The sequence below is a fragment of the Cupriavidus sp. genome (assembly GCF_057315035.1).
On record NZ_DBHKYV010000038.1, the window covers coordinates 63228 to 78797 of the forward strand.

Here is a 15570-nt window from a genome sequence, read left to right on the forward strand (position 1 = left end):
CGACCATAGCGCGTCATCGCCGGATGCCATGTCACTGCGGGCTGCGTAACGTCGATCCGCGCGGGGCCAATGCCCTGCTCGTCGTCGTGCTTGCCCGCAGACACCTGCGGGTGAGTGTCTTTCCGGTTTCCCCTGCGGCCGTCATGCTGACCGCCGTGTCGCGCATCGGATCTTCCCTCTCCCGGCTTGCCAGCCAGATACAGGCAACAGGCAAACGTCATCGCCTTGCAACGGATTGCACTTCGCGTGCCATCCGCGCGCAGCGCGATCACGCTTGCCGGCCGCCTCATGGTCGCTTTGCTGGCGATGCCTTGCCTGCGCCTGTCTCCGATGCAACGACAACGCGCCATCAGTAACAAGGAATCCAAGGGATGATCAATCTGTTCGTCCTGCAGAAAGGCCGGCTTGCCCAGGAGCAGGTCGACGAGCGCAACGAGCTGCTGCAGCACAAGCCCATCTGGATCGACGTGGTAAGCCCCGACGACGAGGAACTCGCGTGGATCAAGGAAGCCTACAACGTGGTCCTGCCGGAACTCGAGGACCTCGGTGACCTTGAGGCCTCGGCCCGATACTTCGAAGGCGAAGACGAGAACATCCACATCCGCACGGACTTCCTGCTGGCCGAGGACGAAGCATCGCGCAACGTGCGCGTGGCCTTTGTGCTCACGCGCGACGTCCTGTTCTCGATCCACGACGAAGACCTGCCAGTGTTCCGCCTGGTACGGCTGCGCGCACGGATGCGCCCGGGCTCGGTGCGCAATGCCAAGGATGTATTGATGGATCTCTACGCGACCGACGCCGAGTATTCGGCCGATTCGATCGAGGAGATCTACGAACGCCTGGAAGAAGCCAGTCGTCGCGTGCTGGCCGAGAACGTAACCGACGCCGCCGCCGCCGACGTGCTCGAAACCATTGCGCGCGAGGAAGACTTGAACGGCCGCATCCGCCGCAATGTCATGGATACGCGCCGCGCGGTGTCGTTCCTGATGCGCAGCCAGTTGCTGTCGGCCGAACAGCAGGACGAAGCGCGCCAGATCCTGCGCGATATCGACTCGATCGAGAACCACACCGCGTTCCTGTTCGACAAGATCAACTTCCTGATGGATGCCACGGTTGGTTTCATCAACATCAACCAGAACAAGATCATCAAACTGTTCTCGGTGGTGTCCGTGGCACTGATGCCACCCACGCTGATTGCCAGCATCTACGGCATGAACTTCAAGTTCATGCCCGAGCTCGACTGGGCGGCCGGCTATCCGTGGGCCATCGCGCTGATGGCCGTGTCGGCCGCGGTTCCACTGGTGTATTTCAGGCGCAAGGGCTGGCTCGGCTAAGGTGGCACGCCTCAGTCAGGCAAGGTCGCCGCGCCCATGCGCCTGGCGATGATCGATGCCTTGACGCGGAAGTTCACGCGCACGTTGGCGCAGTACTGCTTCTTGTCGAAGCATTTCGGTGCCGGCAGTGCCGCCGCCAGGCGTGCAGCCTGCCCCACGGTCAGCTTTGATGCCGAGGTGTGGAAGTAGTGCTGCGCCGCGGCCTCGATGCCGAAGACACCCTCGCCCCATTCCACGGAGTTGAGGTAGATCTCGAAGATGCGCTGCTTGTCGAGCCAGAATTCGAGCATCCAGCTGATGGCCAGTTCCTGGCCCTTGCGCACGTAGTATTGCTCCGACGCCAGGAACAGGTTCTTGGCCAGTTGCTGCGTGATCGTCGAGCCGCCGCGCACGATATGGCCACGTTGCTTGTTGCGCTCCCACGCATCGAGCATCGCATCGAGTTCGTAGCCCGGGTGATTGACGAAATCGGCATCCTCGCTGGCAATCACCGCGCGCTTGATATTGCGCGACATCTCGTCATAGCCAACCCATTTGTGATCGACCTGGCAGCTCCAGAAATTGAAGCCGCACAGGCGCCAGCGCTCGGCGCGCATGAACGAGGTGGACGACGGATTCAGGTATTGCCACGCACCGATCTGCAGGAAGAAATAGACCTGCATCGCCAGCACGCCAATGATCAGGCATTCGCCCAGATAGCCAATCCAGCGCAACGGATTGGCAGCGCCAGACCGGCGCGCTGCGCTGGCCGGCACCCTGGCCGCGGATCGTTGACGGGCCAAGATGGTCCGCCGGTCAGCGTGCGGTTTCGGCCTGCAGCGCGGCGCGCAGCTCGGCCAGTACCGGTGCGGTGCTCGGACGCACGCCGCGCCAGTTGTAGAACGCCTCGGCGGCCTGTTCGACCAGCATGCCAAGCCCGTCCGAAGTACGCGCCCCACATTTGCCGGCATAGGCCAGGAACACCGTCGGCCTGGCGCCGTACATCATGTCGTAGGCCAATACACCTTCGCCCAGCAGGTTCTCGGGCACCGGCGGCAGTTCGCCTTGCAGGCTGCTGGCGGATGCGTTGATCACCACGTCGCAGCCCTCGTCCTCGGACAGCGCACTGAGCGCATCGAGGCCACCGGCCCACAACTCCACGTTGTACTGGTCGGCCGCTTCCACGAACTGTTCGACCATGTCGGCCGCCTTCTGCGCCGTGCGGTTGGCCACCACGATCCGGGCGGGACGGCATTCGATCAACGGCAACATCGCGCCCATCGCCGCGCCGCCGGCGCCCAGCACCAGAATGCGCTTGTCTTCGAGCAGCACATCGAGGTTGTCCTGGATATCGCGTACCAGGCCAATGCCGTCGGTGTTGTCGCCATGGATCAGGCCATCCTCGACCCACATCGTGTTGACTGCGCCGGCCGCTTCGGCGCGCGGCGTCAGCCGGTCTGCCAGGTCGTAGGCCTCGAGCTTGAACGGCGTGGTCACGTTGAAGCCATGACCGCCGCTGGCCAGGAAGTTGCGCACGGTGTCGGCAAACGCATCGAGCGGCGCTTCCAGCCGGTCGTAATGCACCGCCTCGCCGGTCTGGCGCGAGAATGCAGCATGAATGGCCGGCGAGCGGCTGTGCGCGACGGGATTGCCCACGACCACGTAGCGGTCGATTGCACTGTCGGCATTGGGCGTGGAATTCTGTTCTGCGGTCATCAGCGGCCTTGCAGGCGGACATCGAGTCCGCTGCGTGTGAACTTGAAAGTGGAAATGACTTCGAGGATGTCCTGCTTCGACTGCATCTCTGGCGTGAACGCGCCAAACGGTGCAGCCGCGCGGACAATGGCCACGGCCTGGCGGTCGAGCGCGGGGTCGCCCGAGCTCTTTGCCACATCGATGGCCTCGACGTTATAGCCGTCGCGGTTATAGCCAAGCTTGCCCATGCGGTTCACGTTGATCACCAGGATCAACTGGCCGTAGATCGGCTTGCCATTGCGCACCGGAAAATCGCTGGTACCGCGCGCCTCGATCTTGCGGCGCAGGCGGTCGTAATACTGCGCGTAGTCCACGCCCTGCGCGCTGGTGGCGGTCAGCTGCATGCGCTTCGGGCGCTTGGCGTACTGTTCGAGATTGCGGCCGATCTCGGCTTCGAGCTTGGCCATTTCATCGGTCGACGTACGCTCGTCCTGTCCGCGCGTCGGGGATTCGATGCGCCGCTCGCCAGGCTTCACGGGCTGGCTGCGTACCGCGGGTGCGGCCTCGCGCGCCTGGGTCATCAGGCGGCGCTGTTCCTCTTCGAGTTGGTCGATGCGACGCTGCGTCAGCCTGACGAGGTCGCCTTCCTTCGATTCGGTCTGCGCCGGCAGCGGCGTGGTGGCGCGCTGGGCATCGTGGTCGCCACCGCCGTCGAGGTTGGCCTGTGCCAGCACCGTCGCGTTGCGCGGCTTCTCGGCCGACTTCGAGTTCACCAGCACCACATCCAACTGCGGATCGGAACGCTTGATCTCGAACACCTCGGGCGCGGCAATCCTTACCATCAGCAGTACTGCGTGGATGGCAACGGAAACCACGAGCGCCTTGGCCAGTGTGCTGCTGGATTGCCACCAGTCGCGCGGATGCAGGTGGCGGGAAGCAGGGAGAACGGCGTTCACGATGGGATGGCGAGCCTGGACGGTCAAGCTTGAATTCGATCGAAAACCGGCCACCCCCCACGGCTGGGGGATGGCCGGAACAGACTTCGATTGTACGGGAGCCGGCAGGTTTACCGAAGGACTCAGCCGGCCGGATTGGCGCCGGTGTCGCGTGCCGCCGACGCCTCGTCCGTGGCATCGTCAGCGGCTTCCGCGGCGTCGGTCCCGGGCGTGCTTTCCGCAGCGGCTTCCGCGGCATCCTCCGCAGCCGCTTCGGCGGCGGCTTCGGCGGATACTTCCGCCAGTTCCTCGTCGCCGGCATCGGTGGCGTCACCGTTGTCGCCTTCGAGTTCTTCCTCGGGCAGCTCGCCCTCGCCGGCAAACACCTCGAGCACGCGGCACGAGACTTCGAGCGAGATTTCGTCGGTGGACGCCATTTCCAGCAATACCTGCGTGCCGCGTGAGGCCTGCGCCAGTTCCGGCACGCGTGTCACCAGCGGGATCTCGGTAAAGCGCACCGCACCGTCCTTGAGCACGGTGGCCATCATCTTGTCGCGGTTTTCCTGCTTGAGCCAGCGCAGGCACCAGTACCGCTCCATCGTCGACTGATGGTCGGCATAGGCCGCATACGTACCTTCGAAATCGGCCACGGCAGCCAGCAGGTCGGCATCCTTGGGCTTGAACGGGGCCACGAGCTTGGCCGTGACGCCGTGCTGGGCCACCGCCAGGATCTGCCACTGGTTGACCAGGTCCACATAGCGGCGCAGCGGCGAGGTGCTCCACGCATACTGCGCCACGCCAAGGCCCTCGTGCGGCGCGGGCCAGGTCTGCATGCGCGTGCGGTGCATGCCCCAGGCCTTCTGCGTGCGGTAGATACCCGGCACGCCATGATCGGCCAGCAGCTTGCCCCACGTGCTGTTGGCCAGGATCATCAGCTCGGCCACGATCTTGTCCAGCGGCGATCCGCGGCGGCGTTGCTCGATACGCACGCGCTCGCCGCCACCGTCCACGGCGTCGATGTAGAAATTGAAGTCCGCGCGGTTGTGGGACTCCGGACGCAGCCCGCTGGCCAGGCGCGCCTTCTGGCGCTCGTCGTGCAGGTGATTGGCCAGCCGGTACAGTTCGGTCAGCTGCTCGCGGAACGGGTAGTCGCCCGTGCCATTGGCCAGCGCAGCCTCGGTGACGATGTCTTCCAGCAGGTTGTGGCGCAGGTTGGCGGCAATCGGCACCAGCTCGGCACGCGTCTCGCTACCCAGGATCTCCACGCCATCGGGGCCGTTCGGATCGATCGTCACATACAGCGACAGCGCCGGGCAGGTGCGCCCTTCCTGCAGCGTATAGCGATCCACCACGCTGTCGGGCAGCATCGTGATCTTGTCGCCGGGGAAGTACACCGTGGACAGTCGCTGGCGCGCCACCGCGTCAAGCGCCTCGCCACGGCGAATACCGAGCCCCGGCGCGGCGATATGCACGCCGATGCGCAGCTTGCCATCGGCGATTGGCGTGACAGACAGTGCATCGTCGATTTCGGTCGTCGTGACATCGTCGATCGAGAAAGCCTGCACGTCGGCCACGGGCAGGTCGGCGGCCGGTTCGGGAACATCCAGGTCGGGGAAGCCCGTGCCCTTCGGGAAACAGTCGGCCAGGAACTTGGCCTCGTGCAGCGCGCGCGGGCTTTCCACACCGCCCACGGCCACCATCAGGCGCATCGGCGACAAACCCAGCGCCGTGCAGGCGGCATCCATCGCCTTGAATTCGAGGCTGTTCTTGTCGGGCTTGAACAGCAACTGCATGACCTTGCCGCGGAACGCGTCGGGCAGCTGGTGTGCCTTGAGCTGTTCCTCGTACTCGCCCTGCACCAGCAACTGCTGCTTCTTGCGTTCCACCGCGGCCAGCGCGGCCTTGAGCTGGTCTTCGGGCGCGCGCATGTAGCGCCCGCGGCCCTTGCGGCGGAAATAGACCGGATTGCCATGCAGCGCCATGGCCAGCGCGGCCTGCTGCACCGCGCCGGCGTCGGCGCCGTAGTATTCGGCGGCCAGTTCGGCAAAGCCGAATTCATCGGCCGGCGCGCATTCCCAGAGGAAGTCGAGATCGATCTCGGCGGTCAGGTCGCCGGTTTGCCGCACCATTTCGATTGCCGAAGGCTGGGCAAACTGCAGCAGCACGTCGCGCGCCTTGACCTTGGTACGTTTGCCCGCGGGCAGTTCGACCTGGTAGGCCTCGCCCTGTTGGGCGAGCACGGTGCCGGCGCGGATTTCGCCGCCTTCTTCGAACAGCAACTGCATGGATCGGTACTTTCAGAAGTGCCGGGAAACGCCGCCGCGGTGCGCACTAGCGCACGCGGGCAACGGAAATCCCGGATAGGATATTCGACCGGGGATGATACCGCACCATGCCTTGGCCCCGAGCGCCGGCGCGGCGAGGTTCTTCCCGGTCCGCTTCAGGTCAGAGCGACATCCCGCCGCTGGCCTCGATTGCCGTGCCGTTCACATAGCTGGCGTCGTCGCTGGCCAGGAATGCGTAGATCGCGGCGATCTCCGACGGTTCGGCCAGGCGGCGCATCCAGCAATGTTCCTTCATGCCGTCGAGCACCTTGTCCGGTACGGTCTGCAGGATCTCGGTATTGACAAACCCCGGGCACACCGCATTGACGCGCACGCCCTTCGGCCCGAGCTCGCGCGCCCATGTCTTGGTGAAGCCGATCACACCGAACTTGCTGGCCGCGTAGTTGGTCTGGCCAAAATTGCCGTAGAGGCCCACCACGCTCGACGCATTCAGGATTACGCCTCGCCCCTGCTCGGTCATCACGCCGGCCACCGCTTGCGCGCAGTTGAAGACGCCCTTCAGGTTGACATCGATCACGGCATCGAACTGCGCTTCGGTCATCTTGGCCAGCCGCGCGTCCTTGGTGATCCCCGCGTTGTTGACCAGTACATCGATGCGGCCGTGACGCGCCAGCGTGGCGGCAACCATCGCATCCACTTCGGCGCGGTTGGTCACGTCCACCTTGTGCGCGTCGACGCTGGCGCCCCCGGCGGCCAGTCGCTCGGCCGCTTCGCGAACGCGCGTTTCATTGACGTCGCACAAGACCAGCCGCGCGCCTTCCGCGGCGAACCGTTGTGCAGTGGCAAAGCCGATACCGGCTGCGGCGCCGGTGATGATTGCAACCCGTCCTTCCAGTTTCATGATGCTGGTCTCTTTTCCTGCGTTGGCAGTGTGTTGTGGGTATCGATACGGCGGGGCAGTCTGGTGCCACCCGCGCCGGTGTTGGCTGGCGCTGCCCGTTGCAGAAGGTCTGGCAGGAAGACCTCGGTGACAAGCATGGCGCCGCCGCCGCGCCGGAATACCGAGCGCCGCGCGGGCAGCATCGGCACCGACGCCAGCGCCGGCAGAACCCGCTGCAGCGCCTGACGCAGCGGGTGGTGCGGAGTCAGCCGGGCAAACTGGAACGGATCGCGCCGCACGCGCGGATCCACGAACAGGGCCCCGCCCAGCGGCCGGTTGCCCAGGCCGCGCAGGAATGGCCAGTCGCGCCGTGCCCGGTATGGATCGACGATGGTGTGCGCAAAGACCGCGGGCACCTCGTCGCAGATCAACAGGACTTCGCGCGTGATGGCCGGCACGGGCCGGATCAGGCCCAGTTCCTGCCATTCATCGGCAAACGGCAGTTGCGGTGCCTGGGCGAGCCGCGTCACGCGAAAGCGCGACGACGCCGACATCAGCCGCGCAGTCAGCGAGCCTTCACCGGTAATCCAGCGGCGCTGGTTCAGTGGAATCGAGCCGTCGTGCGGCAGGTGCGCGCGCCACGCGGCGCGCAGGCCTTGCAGGCCACTGACCGCAACCGTCATGCCTTGGGTGCCTTGCGTCTTCCGCCGGGGGCATAGCCGCAGAAAGCCAGCACATCGTCAACGTAGTCGTCGAATTCAGTGATGCCGTGATCGCTGCCCTCGATGATGCGGACCTTGGCACCCGGGCAGGCATCGACCATCTCGCGATAGTCGAGGACCTCGTCGCCCGTCGCGGCCAGCAGATAGTAGCGCTCCGGGCGCGTGATCGTATCCACGCGCAGGTCCAGCAGTTCCTGCAGATGTTCGCGCCTGACCACGACCGAACCGCCCCCGTGATACAGCGGCTGCTCGCCCAGATACTTCTCGAGGTCGGTCCACGGATGAATCGCCGGATTGAGCAGTGCCGCGCGGCAGCCGTGCTTTTCCGCAAGCCAGCGCGCATAGAAGCCGCCCAGCGACGAGCCAATGATGGCGATATCGGTCTCGCCACCGGCCCGCGCGCCACGGATCGCGGCTTCGGCCTGGGCGATTGCCTCGGAAGGCGCAACATTGAGCATCGGGCAGGCGAAGTACTTCTCCACACCCCATGCGCGCATCCGCTCCTGCACCAGCCACGACTTCATCGATTGCGGCGAGGAACGGAAACCGTGCAGATACAGCAGCATGTGACTTTCCTGGTCAGGCGGCCTGGACTCTGGCGCCGATTGCATCGAGCAGCTTCTGGTGAACGCCACCGAATCCGCCATTGCTCATCACCAGTACGTGGTCGCCAGGTTTGGCGGCCGCCGTAACCGCGGCAACCAGCGTGCCGAGATCCTGGAACGCGGTGGCCTTGTCGCCCAGCGGCGCCAGCGCCTCGCCCAGGTTCCAGCCCAGCGCATCCTTGCCCGCCGGCGCACCATAGCCAAACACCTGGTCGGCCGCCTCGAGGCTGGCAGGCAACTGGGCCGCCATCACGCCAAGCTTCATCGTGTTCGAGCGCGGTTCGAGCACCGCCAGGATGCGCGCGTTGCCCACCCGGCGGCGCAGGCCATCGAGCGTGGTCTGGATCGCGGTAGGATGATGCGCGAAATCGTCATAGACGGTCACGCCGTTGGCCGTGCCACGCACCTCCATGCGGCGCTTGACGTTGGCGAAGCGGCCCAGCGATTCAATGGCTTGCGCGGGTGGCACGCCGACGTGGCGCGCCGCCGCGATCGCGGCAATGGCATTCATGCGATTGTGCGTGCCCTGCAGGTCCCAGACCACGGTGCCCTGGAGTTCATCGCGGAAGAACACGTCGAACGCATCCTTGCCCGCCGGCGCCGCGGTCCTGGCATCGCCTTCGCGCCAGTCGCCCACGCCGAACTGCTCGGCCTCGCTCCAGCAACCGCGCTCGAGCACCCGGGCCAGCGCGGGCTCCATGCCGTTCACGACCAGGCGGCCCTGTCCGGGCACCGTACGCACCAGATGATGGAACTGGGTCTCGATAGCAGCCAGATCGGGGAAGATATCGGCGTGATCGTATTCAAGATTGTTCAGGATGGCCGTGCGCGGCCGGTAGTGCACGAACTTGCTGCGCTTGTCGAAGAAGGCCGTGTCGTACTCGTCGGCTTCGATGACAAAGAAATCCGATTCGGTCAGCCGCGCCGAGATTCCGAAGTTCTGCGGCACGCCGCCCACCAGGAAGCCGGGGTTGTAACCGGCGTCCTCGAGCAGCCAGGCCAGCATCGACGTGGTGGTGGTCTTGCCGTGCGTGCCAGCCACGGCCAGCGGCCACTTGCCGTTCAGCACGTGTTCGCCAAGCCATTGCGGGCCCGACGTATACGGCAGATTACGATCCAGGATCGCTTCCATGAGCGGATTGCCACGCGAGACCACATTGCCAATCACAAACAGGTCCGGCTCCAGCGACAGTTGCCCCGGATCGAAGCCTTCGATCAGGTCGATGCCCTGGGCTTCGAGCTGGGTGCTCATCGGCGGGTAGACATTGGCGTCGCAACCGGTCACGCGGTGCCCCGCCTGACGGGCCAGGACCGCGAGGCCGCCCATGAACGTACCGCAGATGCCAAGGATATGAATATGCATGGGAGCTTCGGGAGATGCGTGAGTCCGCCGCGGACACAGCCGCGCGGCGCTGAAAGAAGGCTCTGATTGTACCTGCATGCCTCGGGTTCCCCAGGCTGCGTCGCACGCCGCACGCTACCGGCGCCCGACCATGCGGGTATCATCGGGCCATGTCCCGACGCACACCCTCAGACCCCACCCGCCTGCGCGAGGAGATCGCCCAGGCCGCCGCGCGCATGATCGCCGAAGATGGGGCCGACTACGCCACCGCCAAGCGCAAGGCCGCCCGCCAGTTGCTGGGCGACGTGCGCGTGGCCGGCGAATGGCTACCCGACAACGAGCTGATCGAGGCAGAGGTACGCGCCTACCAGGCACTGTTCCACGGCGAGCACCAGCCGCGCATCCTGGCGCTGCTGCGCCAGCTTGCGGTACTGGCAATGGACGACCTTGCGGCGTTTCGCCCCTTCCTGGTGGGTGCCGTGCTCAACGGCACCGCCACCGAGCATTCCGACATCTATATCCAGTGCTTCTGTGACAGCCCGAAGGATGTCGCCCTGCACCTGCTGAACGCCGGCGTGGATTTCGACACCAGCGAGAGCCGGCACTTTGCCGGCCGTGGCGATGTCGAAACGCTGAGCTTCCTGTGGCGCGGCCAGTGGCCGGCCCTCCGCGAGGCCCGCGCGCTGGCCGGCGACATCCGCACTACGCTGGGCGCGCCGGTGGGCATTCATGTGGCGCTGTATGATGCCGTCGACGAACGCGGCGCGGTCAAGGCCGATTCCAGCGGGCGCGTGGCCCGGGCCGACGTCCTGACCGTGCGTCGGCTCATCGAGGAAGCCGGCGCCACCGATCGATAGCGCCGGGGACCGACGACGTGTGACCTCCAGTTGCTTGCCGTTCCTTGATCTCCATGGCCGCCCTTTTCCGCCATCTATATAGAACTGTCATCATCGCCATCCGAACATGACTGCATCTGCTCCCGGCTCCGCACCGGCCCGTCGTTCTTCCGTGACCATCTGGATCATCGTGGCCATCGTGGCTGCCCTTGCCGGCGTGCTCGTCGCGAATTTCGCGCTGGCTCCCCGGCAGGCGTCAGACCAGGCGGTGGAAGCGCTATTCCAGGCCAAGTTGCCCGATCCCGCCGGCAACGACATCGATCTTTCCAAATTTCGGGGCAAGACGCTGGTGGTCAACTTCTGGGCGCCGTGGTGCGGCCCTTGCGTGGAGGAAATGCCCGAACTGACGGCGCTGCACGGTGAATATGCGGCGCGCAATGTCGAATTCATCGGCATTGGCATCGATTCCGCCAGCAACATTCAGGAATTTCTTAAAAAGGTACCCGTAAAGTACCCGCTCGCGGTAGCCGGATTCCCGGGCACCGAATTAGCCAAGCAGTTTGGCAATGCCCAGGGCGGCTTGCCATACACGGTGGTCATCACCCCCGATGGCGCTGTCAAATACCGCAAGATGGGGCGCGTGCATGCGGACGAATTGCGCAAGGAATTGCCGGGCGCCTGACCTTGCCGCACCCAAGTCGTTGGAACTTGCGGCGATCTGTAGCCAAAACCTTGTGAAGTTGTCGCCAACCTGCGGACAAACCCTCGACAAGGGGCGATTTGTGGATCATGACTCACTCAAGGCACTCCAAATGCCTTGTAGCCGACATGCCGCCTTGTACCGCACGCTAGACAAATCCCTCTAAGCTACGGTAATCTCCGCGCAATTTCGTTGAACTGGTCGAGCCGCCGTGTCTTCTACTGCTACCGTCAGCCGCTCCGCCCGCTACCGCAAAGTGCTGGTTCTGCATGGTCCGAACCTCAATTTGCTGGGAACGCGCGAACCGCAGACCTATGGACATACCACGCTCGCCGATATCAACGAAGCGTTGGCAAAACGCGCCGCCGCCGCGGGCATCGGCCTGGACACGTTCCAGTCCAACCACGAGGGGGCGCTGGTAGACCGCATTCACGCAGCGCGTGGAGAAGGGGTGGACTTCATCGTCATCAATCCCGCAGCCTTTACGCATACCAGCGTGGCGTTGCGCGATGCATTGGCGGGCGTGGCCATCCCGTTCGTCGAGGTGCATCTGTCCAATGTGCATCGCCGCGAGCCGTTCCGCCATCATTCCTATTTCTCTGACCAGGCAGTAGGGGTGATCTGTGGCCTGGGCTGGCAGGGTTACCTGCTGGCGCTCGAATACGCGCTGGCGCAGGAACAGGACACACCGGGCAGCTGACGCCCGGACCGCATATATAAGCCGAGACAACCGCGGCCTGTCGCGCACGCGTGGCGGGCCAATCAATGACTGACCGCCGCCGTCCCTTCTCGACACGAAGGTGACCGGACCAATCCGAATCTGGAGGATAAGAAGATGGACCTGCGCAAGCTGAAGACGCTGATCGACCTGGTGGCCGAATCCGGCATTTCGGAACTCGAAGTGACCGAAGGTGATGGCAAGGTTCGCATCGTCAAGCAACCGCCGCAGGTCGTGGCGGCCCCGATGGCCATGCCGATGCAGGCCCTGCCCATGGCAGGTGTCGCCCCGGCCGCCGCTGCCGCGCCCGCCGCGGTGGCCGCCGCCGATGCCGCCCCGCAACTACCGGCCGGCCACATCGTGACGTCGCCGATGGTCGGCACGTTCTATCGCGCCCCGTCGCCGGGTGCCGCCTCGTTTGTCAACGTGGGCGATACCGTCAAGGAAGGCCAGACCGTCTGCATCATCGAAGCCATGAAGCTGCTCAACGAGATCGAGTGCGACAAGGCTGGCGTGATCAAGGAAATCCTCGTTGAAAACGGCCAGGCCGTGGAATACGGCCAGCCGCTGTTCGTGATCGGCTAAACCGGCCACCGGCTGACGCGGCATGGCGCCTGACGGCCCTTGCCGCACGCGTTGGCCCGGCGCGCCACCCTGGCGTGCGCGGGCCCGCCCCTGTTCTCGCAGAGAGAGACCATGTTTGAAAAAATTCTGATCGCGAACCGCGGCGAAATCGCCCTTCGCATCCAGCGCGCCTGCCGCGAGCTGGGCATCAAGACCGTGGTGGTGTACTCGGAAGCCGACAAGGATGCCAAGTACGTCAAGCTGGCCGACGAAGCTGTCTGTATCGGCCCGGCCCCGTCGCCGCTGTCGTACCTGAACATGCCGGCCATCATTTCGGCCGCCGAAGTGACCGACGCCCAGGCAATCCACCCGGGCTACGGTTTCCTGTCGGAGAACGCCGACTTCGCCGAGCGCGTCGAGAAATCCGGCTTCGTCTTCATTGGTCCGACCGCCGACAGCATCCGCCTGATGGGCGACAAGGTGTCGGCCAAGCAGGCCATGATCAAGTCCGGCGTGCCGTGCGTGCCGGGCTCCGAGGGTGCCCTGCCCGACGATCCGAAGGAAATCCTGGCCACCGCACGCCGCGTGGGCTATCCGGTGATCATCAAGGCTGCCGGCGGTGGCGGTGGCCGCGGCATGCGCGTGGTGCACACCGAAGCCGCGCTGATCAACGCCGTCAACATGACGCGTGAAGAAGCCGGCCGTGCCTTCGGCAATCCCGAGGTCTACATGGAGAAGTTCCTTGAGAACCCGCGCCATGTGGAAATCCAGATCCTGGCTGACCAGCACAAGCAGGCCATCTGGCTGGGCGAGCGCGATTGCTCGATGCAGCGCCGCCACCAGAAGGTGATCGAGGAAGCGCCGGCACCGCACATTCCGCGCCGCCTGATCGAACGCATCGGCGACCGCTGCGCCGACGCCTGCAAGAAGATTGGCTACCGTGGCGCCGGCACGTTCGAATTCCTGTACGAGAACAACGAGTTCTACTTCATCGAGATGAACACGCGCGTGCAGGTCGAGCACCCGGTCACCGAGATGATCACGGGCATCGACATCGTGCAGGAGCAGATCCGCATCGCCTACGGCGAGAAGCTGCGCTTCCGCCAGAAGGACGTTGAACTGCGCGGGCATGCGATCGAATGCCGTATCAACGCCGAGGATCCGTTCAAGTTCACCCCGTCGCCGGGCCGCATCACTGCCTGGCACATGCCCGGCGGCCCCGGTGTGCGCGTCGACTCGCACGCGTATGATGGCTACTTCGTGCCGCCCAACTACGATTCGATGATCGGCAAGATCATCACGTACGGCGCGACACGTGACCAGGCCATCGCCCGCATGCGCATTGCGCTGTCGGAGATGGTGGTTGACGGTATCCTGACGAACGTGCCGCTGCACCGTGAGTTGATGCTCGATGCCAACTTCGTCGAAGGCGGCACCAGCATCCATTATCTTGAACACCGCCTGGCCCAGAAGGCCAACGCTTCGGGCGAAAAGCCCTGAGGCGGGCCAATCGGCCGGCAACGCAGTCATAAAGGAACCCCGTGGCTTTCCAGGAATGTGTGATCGAAATTGCGCAGGATCAGGCTGAGGCCTGGTCCGATGCATTGTTCGACCTCGGCGCGCTGTCGGTATCGGTGGAAGATGCCGATGCCGATACGCCCGACGAGCAACCGCTCTTTGGAGAGCCAGGGCTGGAGCCGACACGCCTGGCATGGAACCGCTCGCGCGTGGTGGCACTCTTCGATGACGAGACCGACCCCGCGCTGGTGGTGATTGCCGCTGCCAATGCGCTGGGTGTGGCGCCGGTGCCGGACTACACGCTGCGCGCCGTGGAAGACCAGGACTGGGTGCGGCTGACGCAGTCGCAGTTCGAACCGATCCGCATTGGCGAGAAGATCTGGGTGGTGCCGTCGTGGCACGACGCACCGGATCCCGACGCCGTGATCCTGGAACTCGATCCGGGCCTGGCCTTCGGTACCGGTAGCCATCCGACCACGCGGCTGTGCATGCAGTGGCTCGAGCAGAATGTGCGCGCTGGCGAAACCGTGCTCGATTACGGTTGCGGCTCGGGCATCCTGGCCATCGTCGCCAAGAAACTGGGTGCCGGCGATACGATCGGCATCGACATCGATCCGAATGCCGTGGAAGCGTCGCGCTACAACGCCGAACGCAACCGCGTGGCAGCCAGCTTCGCGTTGCCGGATTCGGCGTCCGAGGCCACCCATGACCTGGTGGTGGCCAACATCCTTTCCAATCCGCTCAAGCTGATGGCCGCGATGCTGACCGCGCGCGTGCGCCCTGGTGGCCGGCTGATCCTGTCGGGCGTGCTGGAACGCCAGGCGGACGAAGTGGCCGCCGCGTATGCGCCCTGGATTGCCATGTCGGTCTGGCGCAGCGAGGAAGGCTGGGTCTGCCTGCACGGCACGCGCCCCGCATCGACCGATGCGGCAGGCAACGCCGCCAATCACTCTTCCTGATTTTCCATCATGGCCGCTGCCAAGCTCGTCACGCGCTGCCCGGCCTGCCGCACCGCGTTCCGGCTTGTAGCGGACCAACTGCGGCTACGCCAGGGCCTGGTCCGTTGCGGACAATGCGATACCGTCTTCGACGCGCGCGAACATCTGATCGAAGTCCCGGCGGCACCTGCAACAGCCAAGCCGGAGGCTCCCGCCCCGGCCCCCGCCTTCACCCCACCTGCCGCCGTCACGATGGCCGCCGCACTGGCTCATGCCGAGCAGACGCAGGCATCGGCACGCGCGCACGACGAAGCCGCACCGTTCGATCCTGGATTCGATCCGGGCTATGAGGTACCCGCACTGGATTCGCCGACGACCATGATGTCGGAGACGGAGACGGAGACGGAGACGGAGACGGAGCCTGAATCCGTCGCCGGCGAGGCGCATGCGGAAGAACCAGCGGAAGCGGAAGCGGAAGCGGAAGCGGAAGCGGAAGCGGAAGCGGAAGCGGAAGCGGAA

At 65.0% G+C, this 15570-nt stretch carries 16 protein-coding genes; 8 read left to right on the forward strand and 8 right to left on the reverse strand.

Annotated elements, in window-relative coordinates:
* The first annotated feature begins 371 nt into the window (after nucleotides 1-371).
* Nucleotides 372-1334: a magnesium/cobalt transporter CorA gene (corA, locus tag ACO550_RS31535; protein ID WP_315596355.1), complete on the forward strand. Its 963-nt coding sequence runs from the start codon at nucleotides 372-374 to the stop codon at nucleotides 1332-1334.
* 11 nt (nucleotides 1335-1345) lie between these two features.
* On the opposite strand, the gene mtgA is transcribed toward corA, so the two are convergent.
* From mtgA to mpl, 8 genes are all read right to left on the reverse strand, one after another.
* A complete protein-coding gene (mtgA, locus tag ACO550_RS31540; protein WP_315596371.1) occupies nucleotides 1346-2047 on the reverse strand; it encodes a monofunctional biosynthetic peptidoglycan transglycosylase in 702 nt (233 codons plus the stop codon).
* Nucleotides 2048-2129: 82 nt separating this feature from the next.
* Nucleotides 2130-3029 (reverse strand): shikimate dehydrogenase, encoded by a 900-nt coding sequence (aroE, locus tag ACO550_RS31545; protein ID WP_315596356.1) that lies wholly within the window; start codon nucleotides 3027-3029, stop codon nucleotides 2130-2132.
* A complete protein-coding gene (locus ACO550_RS31550) occupies nucleotides 3029-3964 on the reverse strand; it encodes an energy transducer TonB (protein ID WP_315596372.1) in 936 nt (311 codons plus the stop codon). Before ACO550_RS31550 ends, aroE begins: the two co-directional genes overlap by 1 nt.
* Before the next feature lie 122 nt (nucleotides 3965-4086).
* Nucleotides 4087-6228 carry a ribonuclease catalytic domain-containing protein gene (locus ACO550_RS31555; RefSeq protein WP_315596357.1) on the reverse strand — a complete coding sequence of 714 codons (2142 nt, stop codon included), beginning with the start codon at nucleotides 6226-6228 and terminating at the stop codon, nucleotides 4087-4089.
* A gap of 160 nt (nucleotides 6229-6388) precedes the next feature.
* Nucleotides 6389-7129 carry a 3-oxoacyl-ACP reductase FabG gene (gene fabG / locus ACO550_RS31560; RefSeq protein WP_315596358.1) on the reverse strand — a complete coding sequence of 247 codons (741 nt, stop codon included), beginning with the start codon at nucleotides 7127-7129 and terminating at the stop codon, nucleotides 6389-6391.
* Complete coding sequence (locus ACO550_RS31565) at nucleotides 7126-7770, reverse strand: chorismate--pyruvate lyase family protein (protein ID WP_315596373.1); 645 nt, start codon at nucleotides 7768-7770, stop codon at nucleotides 7126-7128. Before ACO550_RS31565 ends, fabG begins: the two co-directional genes overlap by 4 nt.
* A 17-nt stretch (nucleotides 7771-7787) precedes the next feature.
* Nucleotides 7788-8396 (reverse strand): YqiA/YcfP family alpha/beta fold hydrolase, encoded by a 609-nt coding sequence (locus tag ACO550_RS31570; protein WP_315596359.1) that lies wholly within the window; start codon nucleotides 8394-8396, stop codon nucleotides 7788-7790.
* Between the two features lie 13 nt (nucleotides 8397-8409).
* Complete coding sequence (gene mpl, locus ACO550_RS31575) at nucleotides 8410-9798, reverse strand: UDP-N-acetylmuramate:L-alanyl-gamma-D-glutamyl-meso-diaminopimelate ligase (protein ID WP_315596360.1); 1389 nt, start codon at nucleotides 9796-9798, stop codon at nucleotides 8410-8412.
* Between the two features lie 149 nt (nucleotides 9799-9947).
* Here mpl and ACO550_RS31580 point away from each other — a divergent pair, with 149 nt between their 5' ends.
* The 7 genes from ACO550_RS31580 to ACO550_RS31610 form a co-directional block, all read left to right on the forward strand.
* Nucleotides 9948-10634: a UDP-N-acetylmuramate--alanine ligase gene (locus ACO550_RS31580; protein WP_315596361.1), complete on the forward strand. Its 687-nt coding sequence runs from the start codon at nucleotides 9948-9950 to the stop codon at nucleotides 10632-10634.
* A 106-nt stretch (nucleotides 10635-10740) separates the two neighbouring features.
* The gene (locus ACO550_RS31585) at nucleotides 10741-11295 is read left to right on the forward strand and encodes a redoxin family protein (RefSeq protein WP_315596362.1); all 555 of its coding nucleotides are present in this window, start codon (nucleotides 10741-10743) and stop codon (nucleotides 11293-11295) included.
* Between the two features lie 229 nt (nucleotides 11296-11524).
* On the forward strand, nucleotides 11525-12013 hold the full coding sequence (gene aroQ / locus ACO550_RS31590) for a type II 3-dehydroquinate dehydratase (protein WP_315596363.1): 489 nt from the start codon (nucleotides 11525-11527) through the stop codon (nucleotides 12011-12013).
* 135 nt (nucleotides 12014-12148) lie between these two features.
* Nucleotides 12149-12616: an acetyl-CoA carboxylase biotin carboxyl carrier protein gene (accB, locus tag ACO550_RS31595; protein ID WP_315596364.1), complete on the forward strand. Its 468-nt coding sequence runs from the start codon at nucleotides 12149-12151 to the stop codon at nucleotides 12614-12616.
* Nucleotides 12617-12727: 111 nt separating this feature from the next.
* The gene (accC, locus tag ACO550_RS31600; protein WP_315596365.1) at nucleotides 12728-14095 is read left to right on the forward strand and encodes an acetyl-CoA carboxylase biotin carboxylase subunit; all 1368 of its coding nucleotides are present in this window, start codon (nucleotides 12728-12730) and stop codon (nucleotides 14093-14095) included.
* Between the two features lie 41 nt (nucleotides 14096-14136).
* The gene (prmA, locus tag ACO550_RS31605) at nucleotides 14137-15072 is read left to right on the forward strand and encodes a 50S ribosomal protein L11 methyltransferase (RefSeq protein ID WP_315596366.1); all 936 of its coding nucleotides are present in this window, start codon (nucleotides 14137-14139) and stop codon (nucleotides 15070-15072) included.
* Between the two features lie 9 nt (nucleotides 15073-15081).
* A partial coding sequence (locus ACO550_RS31610; RefSeq protein ID WP_315596367.1) for a zinc-ribbon domain-containing protein occupies nucleotides 15082-15570 on the forward strand: 489 nt, incomplete at its 3' end.

Bases quoted from the DNA above. Each gene is read 5' to 3' on its own strand.
- corA (WP_315596355.1), top strand. From the start codon at position 372: ATGATCAATCTGTTCGTCCTGCAGAAAGGCCGGCTTGCCCAGGAGCAG.
- aroE (WP_315596356.1), bottom strand. From the start codon at position 3,029: ATGACCGCAGAACAGAATTCCACGCCCAATGCCGACAGTGCAATCGAC.
- ACO550_RS31555 (WP_315596357.1), bottom strand. From the start codon at position 6,228: ATGCAGTTGCTGTTCGAAGAAGGCGGCGAAATCCGCGCCGGCACCGTG.
- fabG (WP_315596358.1), bottom strand. From the start codon at position 7,129: ATGAAACTGGAAGGACGGGTTGCAATCATCACCGGCGCCGCAGCCGGT.
- ACO550_RS31570 (WP_315596359.1), bottom strand. From the start codon at position 8,396: ATGCTGCTGTATCTGCACGGTTTCCGTTCCTCGCCGCAATCGATGAAG.
- mpl (WP_315596360.1), bottom strand. From the start codon at position 9,798: ATGCATATTCATATCCTTGGCATCTGCGGTACGTTCATGGGCGGCCTC.
- ACO550_RS31580 (WP_315596361.1), top strand. From the start codon at position 9,948: ATGTCCCGACGCACACCCTCAGACCCCACCCGCCTGCGCGAGGAGATC.
- ACO550_RS31585 (WP_315596362.1), top strand. From the start codon at position 10,741: ATGACTGCATCTGCTCCCGGCTCCGCACCGGCCCGTCGTTCTTCCGTG.
- accB (WP_315596364.1), top strand. From the start codon at position 12,149: ATGGACCTGCGCAAGCTGAAGACGCTGATCGACCTGGTGGCCGAATCC.
- accC (WP_315596365.1), top strand. From the start codon at position 12,728: ATGTTTGAAAAAATTCTGATCGCGAACCGCGGCGAAATCGCCCTTCGC.